Here is a 26,128-nt window from a genome sequence, read left to right on the forward strand (position 1 = left end):
AGCCCTGCCGATCCCCAAGGGGAGTCAACAAAAGCTGTAGTAAGACGGGAGCGTAGTCTACCGGAAAGGGCTTATCAGCTCAAACCTTGATCATTCGTCGGTGGCTGCCAATGCAATTGCCAGCTGCCATCGGCGGCGCCCTGCATACCTGGCAGGTTGGCGATTGCCACCACCTGGTTATCCAGACGCAGCAACGGCAGGCGATCACGGACAAAAGCCGGTACGCGCAGCTCATTAAACAAGCGCTTAAGATCGCGATGCCCACGCCCCGGTAAAAGAAGCTGATCGCCGCCCTGGCGGTAACCCAACTGCCAGTTACCCGCAGGTAACTGACCTTCAATTCGCACACTGCCGTTAGCGGGCAATGCCACCTGCTGATTACCTTGCACCGTCACATTTACCGGTACTGGAGAGCGCAGCCAATCACCCGCCAACCACCACAGCCGCTCATCACTGCGGCGCAGCTCCCCCGCTGCCAGCTTCCAGACTGGCGCGGCATCCGGCGCGGCATCGCACAGCGCCTGCCAGCCAGCCCAATGCTCACTATCCGGCATCGCCGTCAGCGGGCGCAGCCAGTAGCGCAGTGCATTGCGCTGACGAGGCTCACTCAGATCGCGCAGCGCAGGTAATGCCAGATTTGGTAACGGCAGCCAGGCAAACTCGGCTGACACCTGAGCGGCAGCCATATCCTGCTGCGCCAACTCATCGAGCAACTGCGCAGCCTCACTCAAGTGCGCGGCGCTACGGGCCATATTGGCTGAGGCCTGCGGCCAGCGACCAAGCAGCGCAGGCATCACCTGACGGCGCAGGTAATTGCGCGAGAAGCGCTCATCGGCATTTGACGGATCGTCGACCCAGGTCAGCTTGTGCTCATGGGCATAAGCCAGCAGCTCATCGCGCGAGCAGTTGAGTAGCGGCCGAACCAGCTGCCCTGCTCCCATCGCACGACTCACCGGCATGGCCGACAGACCCTGCACGCCGGCACCTCGCAACAGGCGAAACAACAGGGTTTCAGCCTGATCATCACGATGCTGGGCAGTAAGCAGTACCTCACCGCCGCCCAGACGCGCAGCAAAAGCCGCGTAACGGGCCTCGCGCGCCGCACGCTCCAGACTCGCCCCAGGCAGGACCTGAACATATTCAACCTGTAACGGTACGGACAAAGCCGCGCACAGCTCACAGCAATGGGCCGGCCAAGCATCGGCCGCAGCCTGCAAGCCGTGATGGATATGGATAGCGGAAAGAGGCGGTAATGCCTCGCGTTGCGCGAGGCTGGCCAACAGGTGCAGCAACACCGTGGAATCCAGCCCGCCGGACAAGGCAACACACCAGCCCGAGGCACTACGCCAGGGCTGCAAGGCATCACGCAGACGAATATGCACAGGAGTCATCGGCCAAGATTAAAACAACAACGGGCCCGAAGGCCCGTTGTATGCGCAACTGCCAAGCAATCAGGCAATCCCGTAGCTCATCAGACGCTCATAACGACGCTTGAGCAGCGCGTCGGTATCGAAGGTCTTGAGCATTGCCAGCTGCGTCAGCAAAGCCTGACGCACCGATTCGGCGGCAGCAGCTGGGTCGCTGTGTGCGCCGCCAAGTGGCTCACCGATCACCTGATCAACAATGCCCAGGCCTTTCAGGCGCTCGGCAGTGATGCCCATCGCTTCGGCAGCATCCGGAGCCTTTTCCGCGGTTTTCCACAGAATCGAGGCGCAACCTTCCGGCGAGATCACCGAATAGGTCGAGTACTGCAGCATGTTCAGCTGATCGCACACGCCAATCGCCAGGGCACCGCCGGAACCACCCTCACCGATTACGGTGGCGATGATCGGGGTTTTCAGGCGTGCCATAACACGCAGGTTCCAGGCGATGGCTTCGCTCTGGTTACGCTCTTCGGCGTCGATACCTGGGTAGGCACCCGGGGTGTCGATAAAAGTCAGGATCGGCATCTTGAAGCGTTCGGCCATTTCCATCAGGCGGCACGCCTTGCGGTAGCCCTCCGGACGCGGCATGCCGAAGTTGCGGCGCACCTTCTCGCGAATCTCACGGCCTTTCTGGTGACCGATAACCATCACCGGCTCACCGTCCAGACGCGCAACGCCGCCCACCAGGGCCGCGTCGTCGGAGAAGTGACGGTCGCCATGCAGCTCATCGAACTCGGTAAAGATGTGCTGCAGGTAATCCAGGGTGTAAGGACGGCGTGGGTGGCGCGCCAGCTGGGCGATTTGCCAGCTGCTCAGGTTGCCGAAAATAGTTTCGGTCAGCGAGCTGCTCTTGTCCTGCAGGCGGGCGATTTCATCGTTTATGTTTAACGAGTTGTCGTTACCGACCAGGCGAAGCTCTTCGATCTTGGCTTGCAGGTCGGCGATCGGCTGTTCGAAATCGAGAAAATTCGGGTTCATAGTCATCCGTCTTGCGTCGACGGCCAAGTGGCCGGGAGCTGTATCCGTTATCGCGCCCTACCTTATAGCAGCAGGCGCATTCAGGTCGACACCCGGTTCTGCACGAAAGCCTTCAATACAGAACCCGCTGGGTATCACGACCGACCGGCGAAGCCTGAGCCTCGCAAATCAGCGGTAGTGCAAAAAGACGTTGTCGCGGCCGAACTGGTCACGCAATGCCTGAATCAGACTGTCAGCCGGCTCAATGCGCCAACCTTCGCCAAACTGCAATTGCGCCTTGGCATCGTTGCCGCTGTAGTCGACGGTGATCGGGCACGCGCCGCGATGACGGCCGCACAAGTCGGCTAACCAACGCAGACGATCGCCCTGCAAGGCGCTGCTGGCGACCTTCAGGCGCAGGCTGTCGGCCAGACCAGTGCGCGCCTCTTCCAGGCTCATCACCCGTTTAGCACGCAGGCGCAGACCGCCAGAGAAATCGTCATTACTCACCTCACCCTCGACCACTACCAAAGCATCGGTCTGCAGTAAGGCTTGTGCGCTATTGAAGGCTTCGGCAAACAGGGAAGCCTCGATCCGTCCGGAACGGTCATCGAGGGTGATAAAGCCCATCTTGTCGCCCTTCTTGTTCTTCATCACCCGCAGGTTAACCACCAGGCCAGCAATCGTCTGATCGCCGCGCGCGGCTTTCAGGTCGACGATGCGCTGGCGAGCAAACCGCCGTACCTCACCTTCGTACTCATCAATCGGGTGACCGGTCAGGTACAGGCCCAGGGTGTCTTTCTCACCTTTGAGGCGCTCTTTCAGCGTCAGCTCGCGAGCGCGCAGGTGGTTGAGATAGACATCCGCCTCGGCATCGGCGAATACCCCGCCGAACAGGTCCATATGCCCGCTCTCGGCACTGCGTGCGGTCTGTTCGGCGGCCTGCACAGCCTCCTCCATCGCACCTAGCAATACCGCGCGGTTACGGTCGATATTGGCCTTGTAGGCTTTCAGCTCTTCATGGAAGTGCGGCCCTAGGCGATCCAGCGCACCGCTGCGAATCAGCGCTTCGAGGGTGCGCTTGTTGATGCGTTTGAGGTCGACCCGCGAACAGAAGTCGAACAGGTCCTTGAACGGCCCGTCCTGACGCGCCTCGACGATGGCCTCCACCGGCCCCTCGCCCACACCCTTGATCGCGCCCAGGCCATAGACGATCCAGCCTTCGTTGTTAACCGTGAACTTGAATTCAGAGATATTCACGTCCGGCGCATCGAGGCGCAGCTTCATGCTGCGGCACTCCTCGATCAGGGTGACCACCTTGTCGGTGTTGTGCATATCCGCCGACAACACCGCCGCCATAAAGGCCGCCGAGTGGTGAGCCTTGAGCCAGGCCGTCTGATAGGAAAGCAAACCATACGCAGCGGAGTGGGATTTGTTGAAGCCGTAACCGGCGAACTTCTCCACAAGATCGAAGATGTTGCCCGCCAGGTTCGCATCGATGCCGTTGCTCGCGCAGCCTTCAATAAAGCCGCCGCGCTGCTTGGCCATCTCCTCGGGCTTCTTCTTACCCATGGCGCGGCGCAGCATGTCCGCACCGCCGAGGGTGTAGCCGGCCATGACCTGGGCGATCTGCATCACCTGTTCCTGGTACAGAATGATGCCGTAGGTCGGTTTGAGTACCGGCTCAAGACCCGCGTACTGATAGTCCTGATGCGGGTAGGAAATCGGCTCGCGACCGTGCTTACGGTTGATAAAGTCGTCCACCATGCCCGACTGCAGCGGCCCCGGACGGAACAGGGCCACCAAAGCGATCATGTCTTCCAGGCAGTCTGGCTTGAGCTTCTTGATCAGCTCCTTCATGCCGCGTGATTCAAGCTGGAACACCGCGGTGGTCTCGGCTTTCTGCAGCATGCTAAACGTCGGCTTGTCGTCCAGCGGGATAAAGTCGATGTTCAGATCCGGCAAGCCCTTCTTGGCCTGCTCGCGGTTGATGGTCTCCATCGCCCACTTGATGATGGTCAGGGTGCGCAGGCCGAGGAAGTCGAACTTCACCAGGCCGGCGGATTCCACATCGTCCTTATCGAACTGGGTTACCAGGCCGCCGCCCTCGTCATCACAGGCAATCGGCGAGAAGTCGGTAAGCTTGGTCGGCGCGATAACCACGCCACCCGCGTGCTTGCCGGTACCGCGACAGATGCCTTCGAGCTTGAGCGACATTTCCCAGATTTCCCGGGCGTCTTCGTCGATCTTGAGGAAGTCGCGCAGCGGCTCTTCCATCTCATAGGCTTTTTCCAAGGTCATGCCGACTTCGAAGGGAATCATCTTCGACAGGCGGTCGGCCAGACCGTAGGACTTGCCCTGGGCCCGCGCCACGTCGCGCACCACCGCCTTGGCCGCCATGGTGCCGAATGTGATGATCTGGCTCACCGCGTTGCGGCCGTATTTCTCGGCCACGTAATCGATTACCCGGTCGCGGCCGTCCATGCAGAAGTCGACGTCGAAGTCGGGCATGGAGACCCGTTCCGGGTTGAGGAAACGTTCGAACAGCAGGTCATAGGCCAGCGGATCGAGGTCGGTGATCTTCTGCACGTAGGCCACTAGCGAACCAGCACCCGACCCACGGCCTGGGCCCACTGGCACGCCGTTGTTCTTCGCCCACTTGATAAAGTCCATTACGATCAGGAAGTAACCGGGGAAGCCCATCTGGATGATGATATCCAGCTCGAAATTCAGCCGATCGATATAGACCTGGCGCTTCTCTTCGTAATTCGGCGTGGTGTCCTTCGGCCAGAGCACCGCCAGGCGCTCTTCCAAGCCCTCAAACGAGACCTGGCGGAAATATTCATCCATGGTCATGCCGGCTGGCACGGGGAAATCCGGCAGGAAGTATTTGCCCAGCTGCACTTCGATATTGCAGCGCTTGGCAATCTCGATGGTGTTTTCCAGCGCTTCCGGCAGATCACTGAACAGCTCGGCCATTTCCTCCGGCGTCTTCAGGTACTGCTGATCGGAATAGGTACGCAGGCGGCGCGGGTCATCCAGGCTACGACCTTCGCCGATGCACACACGGGTTTCGTGGGCGGCGAAGTCGTCCTGCTTGATAAAGCGCACATCGTTGGTCGCCACCAGTGGCGCGCCGACCTTATCGGCCAGGGCCACCGCGGCGTGCAGATGCTCTTCGTCATTGACCCGGTTGGTGCGCTGCACTTCCAGGTAGAAACGCTCGGGGAACACCGCCATCCACTCGCGCAGTATGGCTTCGGCCGCCGCCGGCTCGCCATCGAGCAAGGCATGGCCAACTTCACCCTCCTTCGCACCCGACAGGGCAATCAGGCCTTCGGCCGCTTCCTTGACCCAATCACGCTGGATGATCACCAGATCATTGCTCTGCCCTTCGCTCCAGCCGCGCGAAACCAGTTCGGTGAGATTGCGATAACCCTTGGCATTCATCGCCAGCAGTGTCATGCGACTGAGCGGACCATCTTCATCGGCACTGGCCAGCCAGATATCGGCGCCGCAGATCGGCTTGATACCGCCACCCATGGCCGCCTTATAGAACTTCACCAACGAGCACATATTGCTCATATCGGTAACCGCTACCGCCGGCATTCCGGCTGCCGCCACCGACTTGATCAGTGGCTTGACCCGCACCAGCCCGTCGACCAGGGAAAACTCGGTGTGCAAACGCAGGTGGACAAACGAAGCGGTCATGGCAGTCCTATACAAAACGCAAAAACGACAAGGCAGGGATTGTACAACCGCAGCAGCGCGCGACAAGCGCTACTGGGCACAGGATAACGAGGGAATTTCGCCAGCGTTGTGTCAGTCGTCCAACAACGCACGTACCGGGCCAAAAGAGCGCCGGTGAATCGGTGTCGGCCCCAGGCGGCGCAGCGCTTCCAGGTGTACCGGGGTGGGATAGCCTTTGTGCCCGGCGATACCGTAACCGGGGTATTGCTGATCAAGCAGCTGCATCTCGCGATCACGACTGACCTTGGCCAGGATCGACGCCGCGGCAATCGCCGGCACCTGGCTATCGCCCTTGACCACAGCTGCGCTGGGTACCTGCAGTTTCGGGCAGCGATTACCATCAATCAGCGCCAGCTTGGGCGTGACACTCAGGCCCTCGACCGCGCGTTGCATGGCCAGCATGGTGGCCTGGAGAATATTCAGCTGATCGATTTCTTCCACCTCGGCACGGGCGATGCACCAGGCCAGGGCTTTTTCGCGGATCTCGTCGAAGAGTTTTTCCCGACGAGCCTCGGTCAGCTTTTTCGAATCGTTCAGACCGAGAATCGGCCGTGCCGGATCGAGAATCACCGCAGCCGTCACCACCGCGCCGCAGAGCGGGCCACGGCCGACTTCATCGACGCCAGCCACCAGTTCCTGCACCAGGGTGAAATCCAGCCCAAGCTGCATCAGCCGCGCCCTGTCAGCTGCAACACGGCTTTGGCAGCCTGCACCGAAGCGTCACGCCGCAGCGCGCGGTGAATCACATCAAAGCCTTCGGTCTGCACCTCGCCGCCATCCAGCAATGGTGCCAGCAACTGGGCCAACGCCTCAGGCGTGGCGGCATCCTGAATCATTTCCGGTACAAGCAAACGCTCAGCCAGCAGATTCGGCAGGGAAATATAAGCACTGGTGACCAGGCGCTTGAGGATGCGATAGGTCAACGGCGCAACCTTGTAAGCCACCACCATCGGCCGTTTGTAGAGCAAGGCCTCAAGGGTCGCCGTACCGGAGGCGATCAGCACTGCATCACAGGCAGCCAGCGTTTCATGGGAGCGGCCATTGAGCAGGGTCAGTGGCAGATCACGACCCACCAGCATCTGCTCAAGCTGCGCACGACGCTCCGGGCTGGAACAGGGCAGAACAAACTGGATACCGGGGCGCAAGGTACGCAACCGCACGGCGGCATCGAGAAACAGGCTGCCCAGACGCGACACTTCGCCGCCACGGCTACCCGGTAGCAAGGCAACCACCGGTTGATCTTGCGCCAAATTCAGCGCCTCACGGGCAGCGGCGCGGTCAGCCTGCTGCGGGATGGTATCGGCCAGCGGGTGGCCGACAAAACGCACCGGCACCTGATGATCCTGATAGAACTGCGCCTCGAACGGGAACAGGGTCAGCATCAGGTCGCAGGCCTCGCGAATTTTCAACACGCGCTTCTGCCGCCAGGCCCATACGGACGGGCTGACGTAATGCACGGTCTTGATGCCAGCCTGACGCAGCTTGAGTTCTAGGGTCAGGTTGAAATCCGGCGCATCGATGCCGATAAAGACGTCCGGCTTGGCCTCGATCAAGGTGTTGATCAGCCGCTTGCGCCGTGACAGCAGTTCGGGAAGGCGGCCAAGTACCTCGACCAAGCCCATCACCGACAAGCGCTCCATCGGAAAATAGGAATTCAGCCCCTGAGCCTGCATGAGCGGGCCGCCGACACCGATAAATTCGATCTGTGGGTACTGGGCTTTGAGGGCCTGCATCAGGCCCGCACCGAGAATATCGCCAGACGCCTCGCCGGCGACCAGCGCGACACGCATCAGGTCAGTCATAAATTATCGGGTAATGCCGCGGCTTGAAGCCTGAATAGAATCGCGGAAGATCGCGACTTCGGGAAACTCTGCGGATGACTCGGCCAGCTCGCCCATCGCCTGTTCAACTGTAAGCCCCTGGCGATAGACAATCTTGTAGGCACGACGCAAGGCGGCGATCGCCTCGGCGCTGAAACCACGACGGCGCATGCCTTCGAAGTTCATGCTGCGCGCTTCAGCCGGGTTGCCGAACACGGTGACAAACGCCGGCACATCCTTGCCAATCGCCGTGCCCATACCGGAGAAGCTGTGCGCGCCGATACGGCAGAACTGATGGACCAGGGTGTAACCAGAGAGAATCGCCCAGTCATCGACCCACACATGCCCGGCCAACGCGGTGTTGTTGACCAGGATGCAATGGTTACCGATTACGCTGTCATGGCCGATGTGGGCATAGGCCATGATCAGGTTGTGGTCGCCAAGGGTGGTTTCGCTGCGATCCTGCACGGTGCCGCGGTGGATGGTGACACCCTCGCGGATCACGTTGTGGTCGCCAATTACCAGCCGAGTCGCCTCACCCTGGTACTTGAGATCGGGGGTGTCTTCACCCACCGAGGAGAACTGATAGATGCGGTTGTGTTTACCGATCCGCGTCGGCCCCTTGAGGATTACATGGGGGCCGATCACTGTACCCTCGCCAATTTCTACATCGGCCCCAACTATCGACCAAGGGCCGACGACGACGTCGTCAGCCAACTTGGCGCTGGGATCGATGATGGCGCGAGGGTCAATCAAACTCATAGTTTGCGTTCCGCACAGATGATTTCTGCCGAGCAGACTTCCTTGCCGTCGACGCTGGCTTTGCACTCGAACTTCCAGATGCTGCGCTTGCTGCTCAGGTAGCGGGCTTCGAGGATCAGTTGATCACCCGGCACCACTGGCTGGCGAAAGCGTAGCTTGTCGGAGCCGACAAAGTAATACAGGGTGCCATCGGATGGCTTCAGATCCATCATCTTGAAGCCAAGAATGCCGGCCGCTTGGGCCATGGCTTCGATGATCAACACGCCTGGCATGATCGGGTGCTCGGGAAAATGCCCGTTGAAGAACGGCTCATTGATGCTGACATTCTTGTAGGCGCGAATTCGCTTGCCTTCAATATCCAGCTCAGCCACCCGGTCCACCAAAAGGAACGGATAGCGGTGCGGCAAGTATTCGCGAATCTGGTTGATGTCCATCATGTGCAGAGAAGCCTGTAAGAGAAAAAAGAGAAGCCGGCAAACACCGGCTCAGGCATCAGATGAAGTGTCGGCGGCTGGGGTCACGGCGGCCAGCTGCTTTTCCAACTGTTGCAGGCGTCGCGCCATGTCATCCAACTGACGAATCCGTGCCGCGCTCTTGCGCCATTCAGCCGCTGGCTGCATGGCGGTGCCCGACGAATAGGAGCCCGGCTCGGTGATCGAACGAGTGACCATGGTCATACCGGTGACGAACACGTTGTCGCACACCTCGATGTGTCCAACCATGCCCACGCCGCCGGCGATCATGCAGTTCTTGCCGATCTTGGTGCTACCGGAAATACCCGCGCAACCGGCCATGGCCGTGTTGTCGCCGATCTGCACGTTGTGCGCGATCATGATCTGGTTATCCAGCTTTACGCCGTTGCCAATCAGCGTGTCCGACAGCGCGCCACGGTCGACGGTGGTATTGGCGCCGATCTCGACATCGTCACCGATAGTCACCCCACCGATCTGCGCAATTTTTTGCCAGACGCCCTTCTCGTTGGCAAAGCCGAAGCCCTCGCCGCCGATCACTGCGCCGGACTGAATCACCACGCGCTTACCAATGCGTACGTCGTGATACAGCGTCACTCGCGGGGCCAACCAGCCGCCCTCACCAATCACCGAACGCGCGCCAACAACACACTGCGCGCCGACAGTTACGCCAGCCGCAATCTGCGCGCCACTCTCGATCACCGAATAGGCGCCGATACTGGCAGTCGCATCGATCTGTGCATCCGCAGCCACCACAGCAGTGGGGTGAACGCCAGGCAATGCCTGGGGCTTGCGGTCAAACAGATGGGAGAGTCCGGCGTAGGCCAGATAGGGATTAGCAACGACCAAGGCATTGCCGGCATAGCCTTCGGCATCAGCTGCGGTCAACAGCACCGCGCCCGCCTGGCAGCCCGAGAGAAACTTGCGGTATTGCGCATTGGCGAGAAAGCTCAGCTGATCAGCGCCGGCTTCCTGCAAGGTAGCCAAGCCGCTGATCGGCTTGCCTGTGTCGCCACGCAAGGTGGCGCCCAGACGCTCGGCCAGCTGGCCAAGGGTATAAACCGTTGCACTCATGATCAGCGCAGCTGATTCATGCGCTCAATAACCTGGCGGGTGATGTCGAACTGAGGTTTGACATCAATCACCGCACCGCGCTCGAGCACCAGGTCGAAGTTACCAGTCTTGATCACTTCTTCCACGGCCTTGTCCAGGTTCGGCTTGAGCTTTTTCAGCATTTCACGATCCGCCACAGCCTTGGACTCATTCAGCTCCTTGGACTGGAACTGGAAATCACGAGCTTTTTGCTTGAATTCAAGCTCGAGGCGCTCGCGCTCAGCGGTCTGCATTTTCTCGCCGTCTTTGACCAGACGGTCCTGAATGCGCTTGGCGTCGCTTTCCAGGGTTTTCAGCTTGTTCAGCTGCGGACCGAATTTCTTTTCGGCATCCACGGCATAACGCTTGGCAGCGTCAGATTCCAGCAAGGCCATTTGATAGTTCAATACCGCTACTTTCATCTCGGCAAAAGCCGGGGTTGCCAGCAGAGCAACGCTTAACAAAACCAGTTGAGTCAACTTACGCACGGTGCAACTCCTGCAAAACTGTTGGTATTCAAAAATCCGACGCTTAGAACGTCTGACCGAGAGAGAACTGGAAAATCTGCGTATCAGCATCATCCGGCTTGATGATTGGCATGGCCAAGCTAAAGCTCAACGGACCAAGGGCGGTGATCCAGGTCAGGCCAACACCCACGGAGCTTGCCAGGTTGCCTGGATCGATACTGCCGCACTCTTCCTGCGACTTGCCGCAATTGGTGTCGAAGACGTTACCCACATCCCAGAACAGCGCAGTACGCAGGGAACGCTGATCCTTGACGAACGGCATGGGGAACAGCAGTTCAGCGCCACCTTGAATCAGTACGTTACCGCCAAATGGCAGCGGATCTTGATCCGGATCACGCGCAGTACCTGGATTAGTACCTTTGCTCGGTGTGCTGCGCGGGCCCAGGCTGCTGTCTTTGAAACCACGTACCGAGTTGAAACCACCCGCGTAATAGTGCTCGTAGAACGGCAGATCGGAAGTAGAGCCATAGCTCTCGCCATAACCCAGCTGGCTATGCAGACGCAGGGTATAGGTGTCGCTCAGCGGCTTGAAGACCTGACCGCGGTAATCCACTTTAAAGAACGACAGGTCACTGCCCGGCACTGTGGTTTCGAATACCAGACTTTGCGAGTGACCGCGATTAGCCAGTACGCCACGGTTCAGAGTGGATTCAGACCAGCCAATCGACGCTTTGAGGTTCAGGTAGCTGTCACCCTCTTCCTCGATAAAGTCAAAAATCTCGTCAACCGTATACACACCGGTGCCGATGCTGTCGTTCTGGATGGTCAAGCCATAGGTCAGGCGCGAAGTATCGCTGATTGGATAACCAATGCTGGCGCCCGCGCCATAGCTATCCACCGAGTAGCTGGACACATCGGTATTAAGCTCGTCGTAATCGGTTTCACGGAAGAAGGCGTTGTAGCCCAAGCTGACGCCATCTGGCGTCCAGTAGGGGTCAACAAAACCGAAGTTGTAGTTGCTCTGGTATTCGCTTCGGGTCAGGCCGACGCTGACCTTGTTACCGGTACCCAGGAAGTTATTTTGGGTAATCGAGCCGCCGAGAATCAGACCGGCGTTCTGGGCGAAACCGACGCTTGCAGTGATAGAGCCGGAAGCCTGCTCTTCAACGCTGTAGTTGACGTCGACCTGATCGTCAGTGCCCGGCACCTGCGGGGTTTCGACGTTGACTTCCTTAAAGTAGCCCAGACGCTCCAGACGGGTCTTGGACTGATCGATCAGGTAAGTCGAAGCCCAGCCACCTTCCATCTGACGCATTTCACGGCGCAGCACTTCGTCTTCCGACTTGGTGTTGCCACGGAAGTTGATGCGGTTAACGTAAGCGCGCTTGCCCGGATCGACCACAAAGGTAATCGATACACTACCGTCATCATGTGCTTCTGGCACGCCGTTGACGTTGGCGAAGGTATAGCCTTCGTTACCCAGGCGGCGGGTGATCAGCTCGGACGTGGTGGTCATCACTTTGCGCGAGAACACCTGGCCTTCCTGAACCAGCAGCAAGGCGCGGACTTCTTCTTCCGGCACCTTCAGTTCACCGCTGAGCTTGACCTCACGTACGGTGTACTTCTCGCCTTCGTCGACGTTGACTGTGACATAGACGTGCTTCTTGTCTGGGGTAATGGATACCTGAGTCGAGCTGATATCCATATTGATATAGCCACGGTCCAGGTAATAGGAGCGCAGACGCTCCAAGTCGCCGGAGAGTTTTTCACGGGCGTACTTGTCATCATTCTTGAAGAAGGACAGCCAGTTGGTGGTCTTCAGCTCGAACAGGTCGATCAGGTCTTCATCGGAAAAGACCGAGTTACCCACCACGTTAATGTGCTGAATGGCAGCAACCGAGCCTTCATTGATATTGATTTTCAGCGCCACACGGTTGCGCGGCTGCGGAATCACTTCGGCTTCGATTTCGGCGGAGTAACGACCCTGAGCAACGTACTGACGCTGCAATTCGTTGCGTACGCCTTCAAGGGTTGCCCGTTGGAAGATCTCGCCTTCGGCCAGACCAGACTGATTCAGGCCCTTGAGCAGGTCTTCGCTGCTGATGGCCTTGTTACCATCAATTTCGATACTGGAAATCGACGGACGCTCAACCACAGTAACAACCAACACATCGCCATCGCGACCGAGCTGGATGTCCTGGAAGAAGCCGGTTTTGAACAGTTCGCGAGTAGCCTCAACCAGCGACCGGTCATCAGCTTGCGCGCCCACATTTAGGGGCAAGGCACCGAATACGCTGCCAGCGGAAACGCGCTGCAGACCGGTGACCCGGATATCGGAGATGGTGAAGGACTCGGCGTGAACTTCGGTGATCATCAGTGCGGCAAGCACCGCAGGTAGCAGCAGACGTTTCATGAAGTCCTTTCTTATTCCAACTGACAATAAAAAATCTGCCGCTTAGTGCGACACGTCTTGTACGTACCGAGAGCGTAATTCAGCAGCGGCTACAGGCGGCCCAAGTCGTTTACCAGGGCCAGCAACATCACCCCGATGACCAAACTGATGCCGATCTGCATCCCCCAACCCTGTATCCGTTCCGACAGCGGGCGACCACGCACCCACTCGACCAGATAAAAAAGCAGATGCCCCCCATCCAACACGGGGATAGGCAACAAATTAAGAACCCCCAGACTAATGCTCAAGTAGGCGAGAAATTTAAGAAAATCACTCAAACCTGACTCAGCAGAAGCGCCCGCCACTTTAGCAATGGTTATCGGCCCGCTCAAGTTTTTTACCGAGAGCTCGCCAAACAGCATTTTCTTCAGTGAGTTAAGGGTCAGAACGCTCATTGTCCAGGTGTTTTTGGCACCTTCGGCTATTGCCTCCAAGGGGCCATAGCTGACTTCGCGCAACATTTCAGGCGGCCATTCGCCACCTGCGACACCTGCACCCAGGTAACCACTGAGGGCCTCACCTTCACCGCGGGCGGCCAGAGTCAACGGCACATCCAGCTGCTGACCTTGACGCTCTACCAGCAAGCTAATCTTTTTACCCGGCAAGCCACGCACCTGATCCACCAGCTGCTGCCAATCGGCCAGAGACTGGCCATCGAGCGCAAGCAGGCGATCGCCAACCTGCAAGCCCGCAGCAAATGCCGGACCTTCAGAATCAAGCTGCGCCAGCACCGGCTGCAGCGTCGGGCGCCAAGGGCGAATACCCAACGAGGAAATGGGGTCTGGCTCATCGACGCCGCGCAGCCAGTTATCCAGGACGATCTGCCGAGGACTGTCGACCGAGGAACCTGGCTCGCGTACCGCGAGATCCAGCCGACCACTTTCACCCAGCCGACTAACCAGCTGCAGATTCACTGCAGCCCAGCCGGTGGTGGGCTCGCCATCAACCGCGACAATTTCCTGACCAACCTGCAAGCCGGCGACATCAGCCAGGCTGCCAGCTTCGACCGCGCCGATAACCGGGCGCACCTGCTGACTGCCCAGCATCGCCACAACCCAGAAGAACAGCAGCGCCAGGAGGAAATTCGCCACCGGGCCAGCTGCCACAATGGCAATGCGCTGCTGGACCGACTTGCGATTGAACGACTGGTCGAGCAACTCCGGCGGCACATCACCTTCGCGCTCATCGAGCATCTTCACGTAACCGCCCAGCGGGATGGCGGCCACTACAAATTCGGTTCCCTGGCGATCATGCCAACGCAACAGCGGACTGCCAAAGCCGACGGAAAACCGCAGCACCTTGACGCCACACCGACGGGCGACCCAGAAGTGCCCATATTCGTGGATGGTTACTAGCACCCCCAGTGCAACCAAGGTGCCGACCAGCATATAAAGCGCACTCATCAAACTTCTCCGCGTCGGCGATCAGCGCCGACTCAGCCATTGTTCGGCCAGATGACGGGCCCGGCCATCAGCGGCCAGCACCGTATCCAGGCTCTCAACCGCCAGGGCGGGTTCAGCGTGCAGAACGTCTTCGATGATACTCGCGATCTCGGGAAAGCGGATGCGCCGCTCAAGAAACGCGGCAACCGCCACTTCATTGGCCGCATTGAGCATGGCCGGCGCGGTACCGCCGGCCTGAGCCGCCTCACGGGCCAGGCGCAGGCAAGGAAAGCGCTGTTCGTCCGGCGCCTGGAAATCCAGCCGAGCGATGGCGAACAGATCCAGCGGCGCGACACCCGAGTCGATTCGCTCCGGCCAGGCCAGGGCATGACTGATCGGCGTACGCATATCCGGATTGCCCAACTGGGCCAACACCGAGCCGTCGACATAATCGACCAGCGAATGGATCACGCTCTGCGGATGCACCACCACTTCAATCTGCGCCGGGGTGGCATCAAACAACCAGCAGGCCTCGATCAGCTCCAGACCTTTGTTCATCATGCTCGCCGAGTCGACCGAGATCTTGCGCCCCATCGACCAGTTCGGGTGCGCGCACGCCTGCTCGGGAGTGACCGCGTGCAACTGCTCCAGCGGCATTTCGCGAAATGGCCCACCCGAGGCGGTCAACAGAATACGCCGCACACCGACTTGCTGCAGGCCGCGAGCGTAGTCACCCGGCAGGCACTGGAAAATCGCATTGTGTTCACTGTCGATTGGCAACAGCACAGCGCCGCTTTTACGCACAGCCTGCATAAACAGCGCGCCCGACATCACCAGTGCCTCTTTGTTGGCCAGCAGCACCTTTTTGCCGACCTCGACCGCCGCCAGGGTCGGCGGCAAGCCTGCCGCACCAACGATGGCGGCCATCACCGCATCCACGTCAGGATGCGCTGCCACTTCACACAACCCCTCGGGGCCATGCAGCACTTGAGTGGCCAGGCCGGCAGCACGCAAACTTTCCTGCAGATGGCGAGCTTGCAGAGCCTGCGGCACCACAGCAAAGCGCGGGCGGTAGATCATGCACAGCGCTTCCAGCTCAGTCAGGCGACTGAAGCCGGACAACGCGAATACTTGATAGCGTTCAGGATGACGCGCGATTACATCGAGGGTGCTCAGGCCGATCGAACCGGTCGCCCCTAGCACCGTAATCTGCTGCAGGTGACTCACAGCGCGCCCCAGCCCGCCAGCCACAGCAACGCGGCGAACACCGGAATCGCCGCCGTCAGGCTGTCGATACGGTCGAGCACACCACCATGGCCAGGCAGCAGATTGCTGCTGTCCTTAACCCCGGATTGGCGCTTGAACATACTTTCGGTCAGATCACCAACCACCGAGATCAGCACCACCACGGCAGTGCCGACCAAGCCCAGCAGCAGACTGGCAAACGACCAGTCACGGTAAATCGCCACGCCTACGCAGATCAGCAGGGTCGCCAGCAGGCCGCCGAACACCCCTTCCCAACTTTTACCGGGACTGACCTGCGGGGCCAGCTTGCGCTTGCCGAAGCGACGGCCGGCGAAATAGGCGCCGATATCCGCGCCCCACACCAGCACCATCACCGCGAGAATCAGCCAGTTTGCTTCAGGCCACTGCTTAAACAGCACCAGGCCCTGCCAGGCCGGCAGCAGAATCAGCAAGCCGATCAGCAACCTGACCGGAGCCTGCGTCCAGTAACGGCTGCTGGCTGGATAACCCAACACCAGAAAGGTCGCCACCACCCACCAGACAACCCCGAGCAACAACACCCAAGGCGCCAAGGCCGGCAGCAGATACAAGCCGAACAACAATGCAGCCACCAGCGCGGCGTAGGCAACGCGCTGCACCTGGGCAGTAAAACCTGCCAGGCGCGCCCATTCCCAGGCACCCAGGCTGACCACTGCGCCGATAAACAGCGCAAACAGCGCGCCATCGAGCAGAAAGAAGCCACCCAGGGCGAATGGCAACAGCACCAGCGCCGTGATAATTCGTTGTTTGAGCATCAGCTGCGGGCCTCAGCAGTCACCTGATCGCTGGTTTTCCCAAAGCGACGCTGGCGACTAGCAAAATCGGCCAAGGCTTTGCGCATGGCGTCGTGTTTAAAATCCGGCCAAAACAGGTCGGAGAAATACAGCTCGGTGTAGGCCAGCTGCCAGAGCAGGAAGTTACTGATGCGGTGCTCACCACCGGTGCGGATGCACAGATCCGGCAGCGGCAAATCGCCGGTTACCAGGCAGCTCTGCAGTAATTCGGGGGTGATGTCCTCGGCACGCAAATGGCCACCTTGAACTTCACGGGCCAAGCGCTGAGCAGCCTGGGCGATGTCCCACTGGCCGCCGTAGTTGGCTGCCACCTGCAGAACAAAGCGCTTGTCGCCGGCAGTCTGCGCTTCGGCCTCACGCATCGCGGCCTGCAGCTCAGGGTGAAAGCGTGAGCGATCACCGATAATGCGCAGGCTGATGTCATTGGCATCAAGCTTCTTCGCCTCGCGGCGCAATGCACTGAGGAACAGCTCCATCAGTGCACTGACCTCCTCGGCCGGACGCTGCCAGTTTTCACTGGAGAAGGCGAACAGCGTCAGCACCTCGACGCCCGCCTCAGCACACACCTCGATCACCGCGCGCACCGCATCGACACCGGCCTTATGGCCGGCCACGCCGGGCAGCAGACGCTTCTTCGCCCAGCGATTGTTACCGTCCATGATGATCGCCACATGCCGTGGCACGGCGAACGGACTACCGTCTTTGGTCTTTTCCATGACGATATCCTGGCCGTTAAACGGCCATCAGATCCGCTTCTTTCTGCTTCACGGCCACTTCGATTTCCGCCACGAACTTGTCGGTCAGCTTCTGGATTTCGTCGGCAGCACGGCGCTCTTCGTCTTCGCTGATTTCCTTCTCCTTGACCAGGTCTTTCAACTGGCTCAAGGCATCACGACGAATATTGCGCACGGCTACACGACCATCTTCAGCAGCGTCACGCGCCTGCTTGGTGAAGCCCTTGCGGGTTTCTTCAGTCAGCGCTGGCATGGAGATCAGCAGCAGCTCACCCAGATTGGTCGGATTGAAGCCCAGACCGGAGCTCTGGATCGCTTTATCGACAGCCGCCAGCATATTGCGCTCGAAGGCTACAACCTGCAGGGTGCGCGAGTCCTTCACAGTGACGTTGGCCACCTGGTTCAGCGGGGTGTCCGAGCCGTAGTAAGGCACCATCACGCCGCCGAGGATGCTCGGGTGCGCTTGACCGGTACGGATACGGCTGAAGGCATGGAGCAGCGACTCCAGGCTCTTCTGCATGCGTACCTGGGCGTCTTTCTTGATCTCATTGATCATGTTTATCTTCCTCAATCAGAGTGCCTTCAGCGCCGCCGACTACAACGTTCAGCAGGGCACCGGGCTTGTTCATGTTGAAAACGCGCAGCGGCATATTATGGTCGCGGCACAGACAGATGGCCGTCAGGTCCATTACGCCCAGCTTGCGGTCGAGCACCTCATCGTAGGTCAGGCGCTCGAACTTCTCGGCATGCGGGTCTTTGAATGGATCGGCAGTGTACACACCATCCACCTTGGTCGCTTTGAGCACCACGTCAGCATCGATTTCGATAGCGCGCAGACAAGCGGCCGAGTCGGTGGTGAAGAACGGATTACCAGTGCCAGCGGCGAAAATCACCACCTCACCGGTTTTCAGATGACGCAGCGCCTTACGGCGGTCGTAGTGATCGGTCACCCCAACCATGGAGATGGCCGACATGACGATGGCTGGGATATTCGAACGTTCCAGCGCATCGCGCATGGCCAAGGCGTTCATCACGGTCGCCAGCATGCCCATATGGTCGCCAGTCACCCGATCCATACCCGCCGCACTCAAGGCCGCACCACGGAACAGGTTGCCACCACCGATCACCAAGCCGACCTGCACACCGATACCGACCAGTTGGCCGACTTCCAGCGCCATGCGGTCAAGCACCTTGGGATCGATGCCGAAATCTTCCGACCCCATCAGGGCCTCGCCGCTAAGTTTGAGCAGAATGCGCTTGTAGCGCGGTTGACGACCACTCATCTGCTGAGCCATTGCGAGTCTCTCCTGCGGCGTTTGAATTCTGTGCAAACCTTCGGTTCGCTTTTATCGAGCGCTTCGACAGCGCCCCGAGTCATTGGTGCCAAAGCCACAACCACTCCACAGCTTAGCTGTGCCCTCAATTTGACAAAGAGGCCGCGCGCGTTAGCGGGCAGCCTCTTCGGGGCAACAGCGGTAAGCCGTCTTACTGCTTGCTGGCAGCAGCTACTTGCGCAGCAACTTCTTCAGCAAAGTTATCGACCGGCTTCTCGATGCCTTCGCCAACCTTGAAGTAGGTGAAGGAAACGATTTCAGCACCGGCTTTCTTGGCCAGAGCACCGACCTTGATTTCCGGATCCTTAACGAAGGCTTGCTCAACCAGGCTGGCTTCAGCAAGGAACTTCTGGATACGACCAGCAACCATCTTCTCGACGATTTCGGCCGGCTTGCCCTTGATCTTGTCTTCGTTGAGGCTGACGAACACGGCTTTCTCGCGCTCGATGGCTTCAGCGGAAACTTCCGAAGGCAGCAGGAATTCAGGGTTGCTTGCAGCTACGTGCATGGCGATGTCTTTGGCCAGGTCGACGGTGCCGCCCTTGAGCACAACCACAACACCGATCTTGTTGCCGTGCAGGTAAGAACCCAGAACGTCACCTTCAATACGCGCCAGACGACGGATATTGACGTTCTCGCCGCACTTGGCAACCAGGGCCAGACGGGCTTCTTCTTGAGCAGCGATCAGCGGCTCAACTTCAGACAGCTTGTCAGCGAAGGCTTTCTCGACGCTGGCAGCAACGAAGCTCTTGAAATCGTCCTGCAGAGCCAGGAAGTCGGTCTGCGAGTTGACTTCGAGAATGACGGCAGTCTTGCCGTCTTCCTTGATGCTGATGGCGCCTTCGGCAGCCACGTTGCCAGCTTTCTTGGCAGCTTTGATCGCGCCGGAAGCACGCATGTCGTCGATGGCTTTTTCGATGTCGCCGCCAGCCTTGGTCAAGGCCTTCTTGCAATCCATCATGCCTTCGCCAGTACGCTCACGCAGTTCTTTAACCAACGCTGCAGTAATTTCTGCCATTTCAAAATCCTCTGGATAGGTTGTTAACCATTCCACCCGCCAAAAACGGGCGCTCAATTCGTAACGCATTGCCGACAATGACTAGAAACAATTGCAACTGCACGTCAGCGATGGTTTTCAAGGTGGCAAAAAGGGGGCCAAGCCCCCTTTTTGCGAACTAAGCAAACGCTATACGCGTTTTACTTAGCCTTCAGCAGCTTCTGCAGCCGGGGCTTGCTCGACGAATTCGTCGGTGCCGCCGTTAGCGTTGGTGCGACCACGGATTACCGAGTCAGCCATTGCACCCATGTACAGCTGGATGGCGCGGATGGCGTCATCGTTACCTGGGATGATGTAGTCAACGCCTTCCGGGCTGCTGTTGGTATCGACGATGCCGATAACTGGGATACCCAGCTTGTTGGCTTCGGTGATAGCAATGCGCTCGTGGTCAACGTCGATCACGAACAGAGCGTCTGGCAGACCGCCCATGTCCTTGATACCACCCAGGCTGCGATCCAGTTTTTCCAGATCACGGGTGCGCATCAGGGCTTCTTTCTTGGTCAGCTTGGTGAAAGTGCCGTCCTGGGACTGAACTTCCAGATCACGCAGACGCTTGATCGAGGCGCGGATGGTTTTGTAGTTGGTCAGCATGCCGCCCAACCAGCGATGATCGACGTACGGCGAACCGCAACGTGCTGCTTCTTCAGCAACGATCTTGCCAGCGGAACGCTTGGTGCCCACGAACAGAATCTTGTTTTTGCCCGAAGCCAGTTTCTCAACGAAGGACAGTGCTTCGTTGAACATTGGCAGGGTTTTTTCAAGGTTGATGATGTGGATTTTGTTGCGCGCGCCGAAAATGTACTTGCCCATTTTCGGGTTCCAGTAACGGGTCTGGTGGCCGAAGTGCACACCGGCCTTCAGCATATCGCGCATGTTGACTTGGGACATGATAGTTCCTTGATAAGTCGGGTTAGGCCTCCACGTATCCCGATCTCCAACCCGGCGAACTTGTCGCAAGGCACCCAGGAAACCGTGTCGATACGTGTGTGGGTTTAAGCTTTCGGGCACACAGCCCGTAAAGCGGCGCGTTTTATATCATAAAAGTCAGGGGCAAGCTACTCGCAGACCGCAACATATACAGCCTACTCAGTGGCAGGTTTTCACGTGGTGCTTATAGCTGGCGGCTTGTAGCTGTTAAGATGACGCCCTTTCTGTTCGCGTTCGAGAGCCGCACATGACCGTCACCATCAAAACGCCCGACGAAATCGAGAAAATGCGCGTAGCCGGTCGCCTGGCTGCCGAAGTTCTGGAAATGATTGGCGAGCACGTCAAGCCCGGCGTCACCACCGAAGCGCTCGACCGTATTTGCCATGACTATATTGTCAACGTGCAGCAGGCCATCCCCGCGCCGCTCAATTACAAAGGTTTCCCCAAGTCGATCTGCACTTCGGTCAACCACGTGGTCTGCCACGGCATCCCGAATGACAAGCCGCTGAAAGAAGGCGACGTGATCAACATCGACATCACCGTGATTAAAGATGGCTACCACGGCGATACCAGCAAGATGTTTATGGTTGGCAAAGTGCCTGAGTGGGCCGAGCGCCTGGCCAAGATCACCCAAGAGTGCATGTATAAAGGGATCGAGCTGGTCAAACCCGGCACACGCCTGGGCGATATCGGCGAAGTGATCCAGAAGCACGCCGAGAAGAACGGTTTCTCCGTGGTGCGCGAATACTGCGGCCATGGCATTGGCGCAGTGTTCCATGAAGAGCCGCAAGTGCTGCACTACGGCCGTGCCGGCACCGGCATGGAACTGAAGGAAGGCATGACCTTCACCATCGAGCCGATGATCAACCAGGGCCGCCCGGAAACCCGCACCCTGGGTGACGGCTGGACCGCGATCACCAAGGACCGCAAGCTCTCCGCCCAATGGGAGCACACCATTCTGGTGACGGCAGACGGCTACGAGATCTTCACCCTGCGCAGTGACGACACCATCGCCCGCACATCGGCCTGAGCCTCTCGCTGAGTTTGCTTTATAGATAGAAGGAAGGCCGCAATGCCGCAGGTAGATCCCGAGCTGTTCGACCGCGGCCAGTTCCAGGCGGAACTGGCCCTCAAGGCCAGCCCCATTGCGGCGTTCAAGAAGGCCATCCGCCACGCCCGTGAAGTACTCGACGGGCGTTTCACCAGCGGCCGCGATGTACGCCGACTGGTTGAGGACCGAGCCTGGTTTGTCGACCAGATCCTGCGCGAAGCCTGGGACCGTCTGTCCTGGAGCGAAGACGCCGATATCGCCCTGCTCGCCGTCGGCGGTTATGGCCGTGGCGAGTTGCACCCCTTCTCCGATATCGACCTGCTGATTCTGCTCGACAACGCCGACCACGAGACCTTCCGCGAGCCCATCGAACGCTTCCTCACACTGCTGTGGGACATCGGCCTGGAAGTCGGGCAAAGCGTGCGCAGCGTGGATGAATGCGCCGAGGAAGCCCGCGCCGACCTGACGGTGATCACCAACCTGATGGAAAGCCGTACCATCGCCGGCCCCGAACGCCTGCGTCAGCGTATGCAGTCGGTCACCAGCACCGAGCAGATGTGGCCAAGCAAGCAGTTCTTCCTGGCCAAGCACAAAGAACAGCGCGCCCGTCACGGCAAATACAACGATACCGAATACAACCTGGAGCCCAACGTCAAAGGCTCGCCCGGCGGCCTGCGCGATATCCAGACCATTCTCTGGGTCGCGCGCCGGCATTTCGGCACGCTGAACCTGCACGCCATGGTCGGTCAGGGCTTTTTGCTGGAAAGCGAATACGCCCTGCTCGCCTCCAGCCAGGAATTCCTCTGGAAGGTACGCTACGCCCTGCACATGCTCGCCGGCCGCGCTGAGGACCGCCTGCTGTTTGACCACCAGAGCCGGGTTGCCGCCCTGCTCGGCTATGAAGACAGCGACAGCAAGCGCGCCATCGAACGTTTTATGCAGAAGTACTACCGCGTGGTGATGGCGATTGCCGAACTCAGCGACCTGATCGTTCAGCACTTCGAGGAGCAGATCCTCAACGCTGGTGAAATCGGCCAGGCCACGCCGCTTAACAGTCGCTTTCTGCTGCGTGATGGCTATATCGAAGTCGCGCACCCCAATGTGTTCAAGCGCACGCCGTTCGCCATCATGGAAATCTTCGTGCTGATGGCTCAGCACCCGGATATCAAAGGCGTGTGCGCCAACAGCATTCGCCTGCTACGCGAACACCGCCACCTGATCGACGACGATTTCCGCCGCGACATCCGCAACACCAGCCTGTTTGTCGAACTGTTCAAAAGCCCGCAGGGCATTCACCGCAACCTGCGCCGGATGAACCGTTACGGCATCCTCGGCCTGTACCTGCCGGAATTCGGCCATATCGTCGGGCAGATGCAGCACGACCTGTTCCACATCTACACGGTCGATGCGCACACCCTGAATCTGATCAAGCATTTGCGTAAGTTCAAGTGGACTGAGCTGGCGGAAAAATTCCCCCTGGCCAGCAAGCTGATCGACAAGCTGCCCAAACCCGAGCTGATCTATATGGCCGGGCTTTACCACGACATCGGTAAAGGCCGTGGCGGCGACCATTCGGAGCTAGGCGCAGTGGATGCCGAGGCCTTCTGTGTACGCCACCAGCTGCCAAACTGGGACTCCAAGCTGATCGTCTGGCTGGTGCAACACCACCTGGTGATGTCCACCACGGCGCAGCGCAAGGATTTGTCCGACCCACAGGTGATCTTCGACTTCGCCCGCCTGGTAGGCGATCAAACCCGCCTGGATTACCTCTATGTGCTGACCGTGGCTGACATCAACGCCACAAACCCCAGCCTGTGGAACTCCTGGCGTGCCAGCCTGCTGCGCCAGCTCTACACCGAAACCAAACGCGCGCTGCGCCGTGGCCTGGAAAACCCGCTGGACCGCGAAGAGCAGATTCGCCTGACGCAGATCGCCGCGCTAGACATTTTGGTACGCGGTGGCACCGACCCGGACGATGCCGAGCAGCTCTGGTCGCAACTCGGTGACGACTACTTCCTGCGCCACACTGCTAGCGACGTGGCTTGGCACAGCGAGGCGATCCTGCAGCACGCCAACAACAGCGACCCGCTGGTGCTGATCAAGGAAACCACACAGCGCGAGTTCGAAGGCGGCACGCAGATCTTTATTTACGCCCAGGATCAGCACGACTTCTTTGCCGTGACCGTGGCGGCCATGGCCCAGCTCAACCTGAACATCCATGACGCGCGGATTCTCACTTCCACCAGCCAGTTCACCCTCGACACCTATATCGTGCTCGAAGGCGAAGGTGGCTCGATTGGTGAGAACCCGGCACGGATCAAGGAGATTCGCCAGGGCCTGATCGACGCGCTGAAGAACCCGGACGATTACCCGAACATCATCCAGCGCCGCGTACCGCGCCAGCTCAAGCACTTTGCCTTCCCGCCGCAGGTGAGCATTCACAACGATGCACATCGGCCGGTGACCATCCTCGAAGTCACCGCCCCCGACCGTCCGGGCCTCCTGGCGCGGATCGGGCGGATTTTCCTCGACTTCGACCTGTCGCTGCAGAACGCCAAGATCGCCACCCTGGGCGAGCGGGTCGAGGACGTGTTCTTCGTCACCGATGCGCACAACCAGCCGCTGTCTGACCCCGAGCTGTGCACGCGCCTGCAGGAAACCATGGTCGCGCAGCTCTCCGACGCGCCAGGCCCGCAGGTCGAACAGAACCGAATCATTATTTAAATCACTTGCCCTTACCTTGAGCCGCCTGCATCCCGATGCGGGCGCTGGCACAACTCAGGAAGCAACAATGAACGACGCGTTAAACCAGCTGCAGCCCTACCCGTTCGAAAAGCTCCGCGCCCTGCTGGGCAGCGTGCAGGTAGCCGCAGGCAAAAGCCCGATTGCCCTGTCGATCGGCGAGCCGAAACACCGCTCGCCGGAGTTTGTCGCTGAGGCGCTGCGCGCCAACCTCGACCAGCTTGCGGTCTACCCGACCACCCTGGGCATCCCGGCGCTGCGTGAAGCCATCGCCAACTGGTGCGGTCGCCGCTTTGGGCTGCCGGCCGGCGTGCTTGACCCAGCGCGCCATGTGCTGCCGGTCAACGGCACCCGCGAGGCGCTGTTTGCTTTTACCCAGGCTGTGGTCAACCGCGATGTCGATGGCCTGGTAGTCAGCCCCAACCCCTTCTACCAAATCTATGAAGGCGCAGCTTTTCTTGCAGGCGCGCAGCCGCATTACCTGCCCTGCCTGGAAGAGCACGGCTTCAACCCGGACTTCGACGCCGTCAGCGACGAGGTCTGGCAGCGTTGCCAGATCCTCTTCCTCTGCTCGCCCGGCAACCCCACTGGCGCGCTGATTCCGCTACCGACACTGAAGAAGCTGATCGCCCTGGCCGACAAATTCGACTTCGTGATCGCGGCGGACGAGTGCTACAGCGAGCTGTACTTCGATGAAGGCCACCCGCCGGCCGGCCTGCTGACCGCCTGCGCTGAACTGGGCCGCCATGATTTCAAACGCTGCGTGGTGTTCCACAGCCTGTCCAAGCGCTCCAACCTGCCAGGTCTGCGTTCCGGCTTCGTCGCCGGCGACGCCGACATTTTGAAATCTTTCCTGCTGTACCGTACCTACCACGGCTGCGCCATGCCGGTACAAACCCAGCTGGCCAGCGTCGCCGCCTGGAACGACGAAGCCCACGTCAAAGCCAACCGCGATTTGTACCGCGAGAAATTCGACGCGGTGCTGGCGATTCTGCAAGGCGTGCTGGATGTGCAGCGCCCGGATGGCGGCTTCTACCTGTGGGCGAAAACCCCGATAGACGATGAAACATTTACCCGCGAGCTGTTTGCCCGCGAGCATGTCACCGTAGTGCCCGGCTCGTACCTGTCGCGCGCTGTGGACGGCAGCAACCCGGGCGCCGGCCGTGTGCGCATGGCCCTGGTCGCGCCGTTGGCCGAGTGCGTGGCGGCAGCCGAACGTATCCGTGATTTTGTGAAGAGCCTCTGATGAGCAAGACCCTGTTTGGCATAAAAGCCTGCGACACCATGAAAAAAGCCCGCACGTGGCTCGACGAGCACGGGGTAAGCTACGCCTTTCATGATTACAAAGCCTGCGGCATAGACCGTGGCAACCTGGAAAAGTGGTGCAATGAGCATGGTTGGGAAACCATCCTGAACCGTGCAGGCACCACCTTCCGCAAGCTGGACGAGGCGCAGAAAAGCGGCCTCGATCAGCACAAGGCGATCGAACTGATGCTCGCCCAACCGTCGATGATCAAACGCCCGGTGCTGGATCTCGGCAACAAGACCCTGGTTGGCTTCAAGGCTGACCGTTATGCCGCCGAACTGGTTTGAACCAGCCGGCCCACACGAATTTGCGGTAAGGAAAAC

At 59.4% G+C, this 26,128-nt stretch carries 22 protein-coding genes; 4 read left to right on the forward strand and 18 right to left on the reverse strand.

Translation table 11 applies throughout. The features are described from left to right. Window positions 1-74 precede the first annotated feature (74 nt). The 18 genes from tilS to rpsB form a co-directional block, all read right to left on the reverse strand. Window positions 75-1,391, reverse strand: coding sequence for a tRNA lysidine(34) synthetase TilS (gene tilS, locus ACQ4LH_RS08845; RefSeq protein WP_430696836.1), 1,317 nt, complete (start codon window positions 1,389-1,391; stop codon window positions 75-77). 60 nt (window positions 1,392-1,451) lie between these two features. Further along, on the reverse strand, window positions 1,452-2,402 hold the full coding sequence (locus ACQ4LH_RS08850) for an acetyl-CoA carboxylase carboxyltransferase subunit alpha (RefSeq protein WP_282875328.1): 951 nt from the start codon (window positions 2,400-2,402) through the stop codon (window positions 1,452-1,454). Window positions 2,403-2,570: 168 nt separating this feature from the next. After that, the gene (gene dnaE / locus ACQ4LH_RS08855; protein ID WP_430696837.1) at window positions 2,571-6,092 is read right to left on the reverse strand and encodes a DNA polymerase III subunit alpha; all 3,522 of its coding nucleotides are present in this window, start codon (window positions 6,090-6,092) and stop codon (window positions 2,571-2,573) included. A gap of 111 nt (window positions 6,093-6,203) precedes the next feature. Then, the gene (rnhB, locus tag ACQ4LH_RS08860) at window positions 6,204-6,800 is read right to left on the reverse strand and encodes a ribonuclease HII (protein ID WP_090248376.1); all 597 of its coding nucleotides are present in this window, start codon (window positions 6,798-6,800) and stop codon (window positions 6,204-6,206) included. Next, window positions 6,800-7,933, reverse strand: coding sequence for a lipid-A-disaccharide synthase (lpxB, locus tag ACQ4LH_RS08865; protein ID WP_430696838.1), 1,134 nt, complete (start codon window positions 7,931-7,933; stop codon window positions 6,800-6,802). The genes rnhB and lpxB overlap by 1 nt, the downstream gene beginning before the upstream one ends. A gap of 3 nt (window positions 7,934-7,936) precedes the next feature. After that, on the reverse strand, window positions 7,937-8,713 hold the full coding sequence (gene lpxA / locus ACQ4LH_RS08870; RefSeq protein WP_090383258.1) for an acyl-ACP--UDP-N-acetylglucosamine O-acyltransferase: 777 nt from the start codon (window positions 8,711-8,713) through the stop codon (window positions 7,937-7,939). Beyond that, window positions 8,710-9,150, reverse strand: coding sequence for a 3-hydroxyacyl-ACP dehydratase FabZ (gene fabZ, locus ACQ4LH_RS08875; protein ID WP_160015687.1), 441 nt, complete (start codon window positions 9,148-9,150; stop codon window positions 8,710-8,712). Before fabZ ends, lpxA begins: the two co-directional genes overlap by 4 nt. 48 nt (window positions 9,151-9,198) lie before the next feature. Continuing rightward, window positions 9,199-10,260 (reverse strand): UDP-3-O-(3-hydroxymyristoyl)glucosamine N-acyltransferase, encoded by a 1,062-nt coding sequence (gene lpxD / locus ACQ4LH_RS08880; protein ID WP_430697029.1) that lies wholly within the window; start codon window positions 10,258-10,260, stop codon window positions 9,199-9,201. Continuing rightward, a complete protein-coding gene (locus ACQ4LH_RS08885) occupies window positions 10,260-10,763 on the reverse strand; it encodes an OmpH family outer membrane protein (RefSeq protein WP_090248384.1) in 504 nt (167 codons plus the stop codon). The genes lpxD and ACQ4LH_RS08885 overlap by 1 nt, the downstream gene beginning before the upstream one ends. Before the next feature lie 43 nt (window positions 10,764-10,806). Then, window positions 10,807-13,155, reverse strand: a complete 2,349-nt coding sequence (gene bamA / locus ACQ4LH_RS08890; protein ID WP_430696839.1) for an outer membrane protein assembly factor BamA — start codon at window positions 13,153-13,155, stop codon at window positions 10,807-10,809. 89 nt (window positions 13,156-13,244) lie between these two features. Then, a complete protein-coding gene (rseP, locus tag ACQ4LH_RS08895) occupies window positions 13,245-14,597 on the reverse strand; it encodes a sigma E protease regulator RseP (protein WP_430696840.1) in 1,353 nt (450 codons plus the stop codon). Window positions 14,598-14,618: 21 nt separating this feature from the next. After that, complete coding sequence (ispC, locus tag ACQ4LH_RS08900) at window positions 14,619-15,803, reverse strand: 1-deoxy-D-xylulose-5-phosphate reductoisomerase (protein WP_430696841.1); 1,185 nt, start codon at window positions 15,801-15,803, stop codon at window positions 14,619-14,621. Continuing rightward, window positions 15,800-16,615 carry a phosphatidate cytidylyltransferase gene (locus ACQ4LH_RS08905; protein ID WP_430696842.1) on the reverse strand — a complete coding sequence of 272 codons (816 nt, stop codon included), beginning with the start codon at window positions 16,613-16,615 and terminating at the stop codon, window positions 15,800-15,802. Before ACQ4LH_RS08905 ends, ispC begins: the two co-directional genes overlap by 4 nt. Continuing rightward, a complete protein-coding gene (gene uppS / locus ACQ4LH_RS08910) occupies window positions 16,615-17,370 on the reverse strand; it encodes a polyprenyl diphosphate synthase (protein ID WP_430696843.1) in 756 nt (251 codons plus the stop codon). The genes ACQ4LH_RS08905 and uppS overlap by 1 nt, the downstream gene beginning before the upstream one ends. A gap of 16 nt (window positions 17,371-17,386) precedes the next feature. Beyond that, window positions 17,387-17,944, reverse strand: a complete 558-nt coding sequence (gene frr, locus ACQ4LH_RS08915) for a ribosome recycling factor (protein WP_304865980.1) — start codon at window positions 17,942-17,944, stop codon at window positions 17,387-17,389. Continuing rightward, on the reverse strand, window positions 17,934-18,683 hold the full coding sequence (gene pyrH / locus ACQ4LH_RS08920; RefSeq protein WP_304865977.1) for a UMP kinase: 750 nt from the start codon (window positions 18,681-18,683) through the stop codon (window positions 17,934-17,936). Before pyrH ends, frr begins: the two co-directional genes overlap by 11 nt. A gap of 190 nt (window positions 18,684-18,873) precedes the next feature. Next, a complete protein-coding gene (gene tsf / locus ACQ4LH_RS08925) occupies window positions 18,874-19,740 on the reverse strand; it encodes a translation elongation factor Ts (protein ID WP_305591946.1) in 867 nt (288 codons plus the stop codon). 183 nt (window positions 19,741-19,923) lie between these two features. After that, a complete protein-coding gene (gene rpsB / locus ACQ4LH_RS08930; protein WP_275961183.1) occupies window positions 19,924-20,667 on the reverse strand; it encodes a 30S ribosomal protein S2 in 744 nt (247 codons plus the stop codon). A 286-nt stretch (window positions 20,668-20,953) separates the two neighbouring features. Between rpsB and map the strand changes: the two genes are divergently transcribed. The 4 genes from map to ACQ4LH_RS08950 all read left to right on the forward strand — a co-directional run bounded on the left by map (window position 20,954) and on the right by ACQ4LH_RS08950 (window position 26,092). Beyond that, window positions 20,954-21,736, forward strand: a complete 783-nt coding sequence (map, locus tag ACQ4LH_RS08935) for a type I methionyl aminopeptidase (protein WP_305591944.1) — start codon at window positions 20,954-20,956, stop codon at window positions 21,734-21,736. Between the two features lie 42 nt (window positions 21,737-21,778). Continuing rightward, window positions 21,779-24,481: a [protein-PII] uridylyltransferase gene (locus tag ACQ4LH_RS08940; RefSeq protein WP_430696844.1), complete on the forward strand. Its 2,703-nt coding sequence runs from the start codon at window positions 21,779-21,781 to the stop codon at window positions 24,479-24,481. A gap of 67 nt (window positions 24,482-24,548) precedes the next feature. Further along, window positions 24,549-25,745, forward strand: a complete 1,197-nt coding sequence (dapC, locus tag ACQ4LH_RS08945; protein ID WP_430696845.1) for a succinyldiaminopimelate transaminase — start codon at window positions 24,549-24,551, stop codon at window positions 25,743-25,745. After that, window positions 25,745-26,092, forward strand: a complete 348-nt coding sequence (locus ACQ4LH_RS08950) for an ArsC family reductase (protein ID WP_167141713.1) — start codon at window positions 25,745-25,747, stop codon at window positions 26,090-26,092. Before dapC ends, ACQ4LH_RS08950 begins: the two co-directional genes overlap by 1 nt. Window positions 26,093-26,128: the final 36 nt, after the last annotated feature.

This window comes from Pseudomonas peli (assembly GCF_050563605.1).
Classification (GTDB): Bacteria; Pseudomonadota; Gammaproteobacteria; order Pseudomonadales; family Pseudomonadaceae; genus Aquipseudomonas; species Aquipseudomonas peli_A.

Excerpts from the sequence above, each read along its gene's own strand:
- tilS (WP_430696836.1), bottom strand. The coding sequence starts at position 1,391 with ATGACTCCTGTGCATATTCGTCTGCGTGATGCCTTGCAGCCCTGGCGT.
- ACQ4LH_RS08850 (WP_282875328.1), bottom strand. The coding sequence starts at position 2,402 with ATGAACCCGAATTTTCTCGATTTCGAACAGCCGATCGCCGACCTGCAA.
- dnaE (WP_430696837.1), bottom strand. The coding sequence starts at position 6,092 with ATGACCGCTTCGTTTGTCCACCTGCGTTTGCACACCGAGTTTTCCCTG.
- rnhB (WP_090248376.1), bottom strand. The coding sequence starts at position 6,800 with ATGCAGCTTGGGCTGGATTTCACCCTGGTGCAGGAACTGGTGGCTGGC.
- lpxB (WP_430696838.1), bottom strand. The coding sequence starts at position 7,933 with ATGACTGACCTGATGCGTGTCGCGCTGGTCGCCGGCGAGGCGTCTGGC.
- lpxA (WP_090383258.1), bottom strand. The coding sequence starts at position 8,713 with ATGAGTTTGATTGACCCTCGCGCCATCATCGATCCCAGCGCCAAGTTG.
- fabZ (WP_160015687.1), bottom strand. The coding sequence starts at position 9,150 with ATGATGGACATCAACCAGATTCGCGAATACTTGCCGCACCGCTATCCG.
- bamA (WP_430696839.1), bottom strand. The coding sequence starts at position 13,155 with ATGAAACGTCTGCTGCTACCTGCGGTGCTTGCCGCACTGATGATCACC.
- rseP (WP_430696840.1), bottom strand. The coding sequence starts at position 14,597 with ATGAGTGCGCTTTATATGCTGGTCGGCACCTTGGTTGCACTGGGGGTG.
- ACQ4LH_RS08905 (WP_430696842.1), bottom strand. The coding sequence starts at position 16,615 with ATGCTCAAACAACGAATTATCACGGCGCTGGTGCTGTTGCCATTCGCC.
- uppS (WP_430696843.1), bottom strand. The coding sequence starts at position 17,370 with ATGGAAAAGACCAAAGACGGTAGTCCGTTCGCCGTGCCACGGCATGTG.
- frr (WP_304865980.1), bottom strand. The coding sequence starts at position 17,944 with ATGATCAATGAGATCAAGAAAGACGCCCAGGTACGCATGCAGAAGAGC.
- pyrH (WP_304865977.1), bottom strand. The coding sequence starts at position 18,683 with ATGGCTCAGCAGATGAGTGGTCGTCAACCGCGCTACAAGCGCATTCTG.
- tsf (WP_305591946.1), bottom strand. The coding sequence starts at position 19,740 with ATGGCAGAAATTACTGCAGCGTTGGTTAAAGAACTGCGTGAGCGTACT.
- rpsB (WP_275961183.1), bottom strand. The coding sequence starts at position 20,667 with ATGTCCCAAGTCAACATGCGCGATATGCTGAAGGCCGGTGTGCACTTC.
- map (WP_305591944.1), top strand. The coding sequence starts at position 20,954 with ATGACCGTCACCATCAAAACGCCCGACGAAATCGAGAAAATGCGCGTA.
- ACQ4LH_RS08940 (WP_430696844.1), top strand. The coding sequence starts at position 21,779 with ATGCCGCAGGTAGATCCCGAGCTGTTCGACCGCGGCCAGTTCCAGGCG.
- dapC (WP_430696845.1), top strand. The coding sequence starts at position 24,549 with ATGAACGACGCGTTAAACCAGCTGCAGCCCTACCCGTTCGAAAAGCTC.
- ACQ4LH_RS08950 (WP_167141713.1), top strand. The coding sequence starts at position 25,745 with ATGAGCAAGACCCTGTTTGGCATAAAAGCCTGCGACACCATGAAAAAA.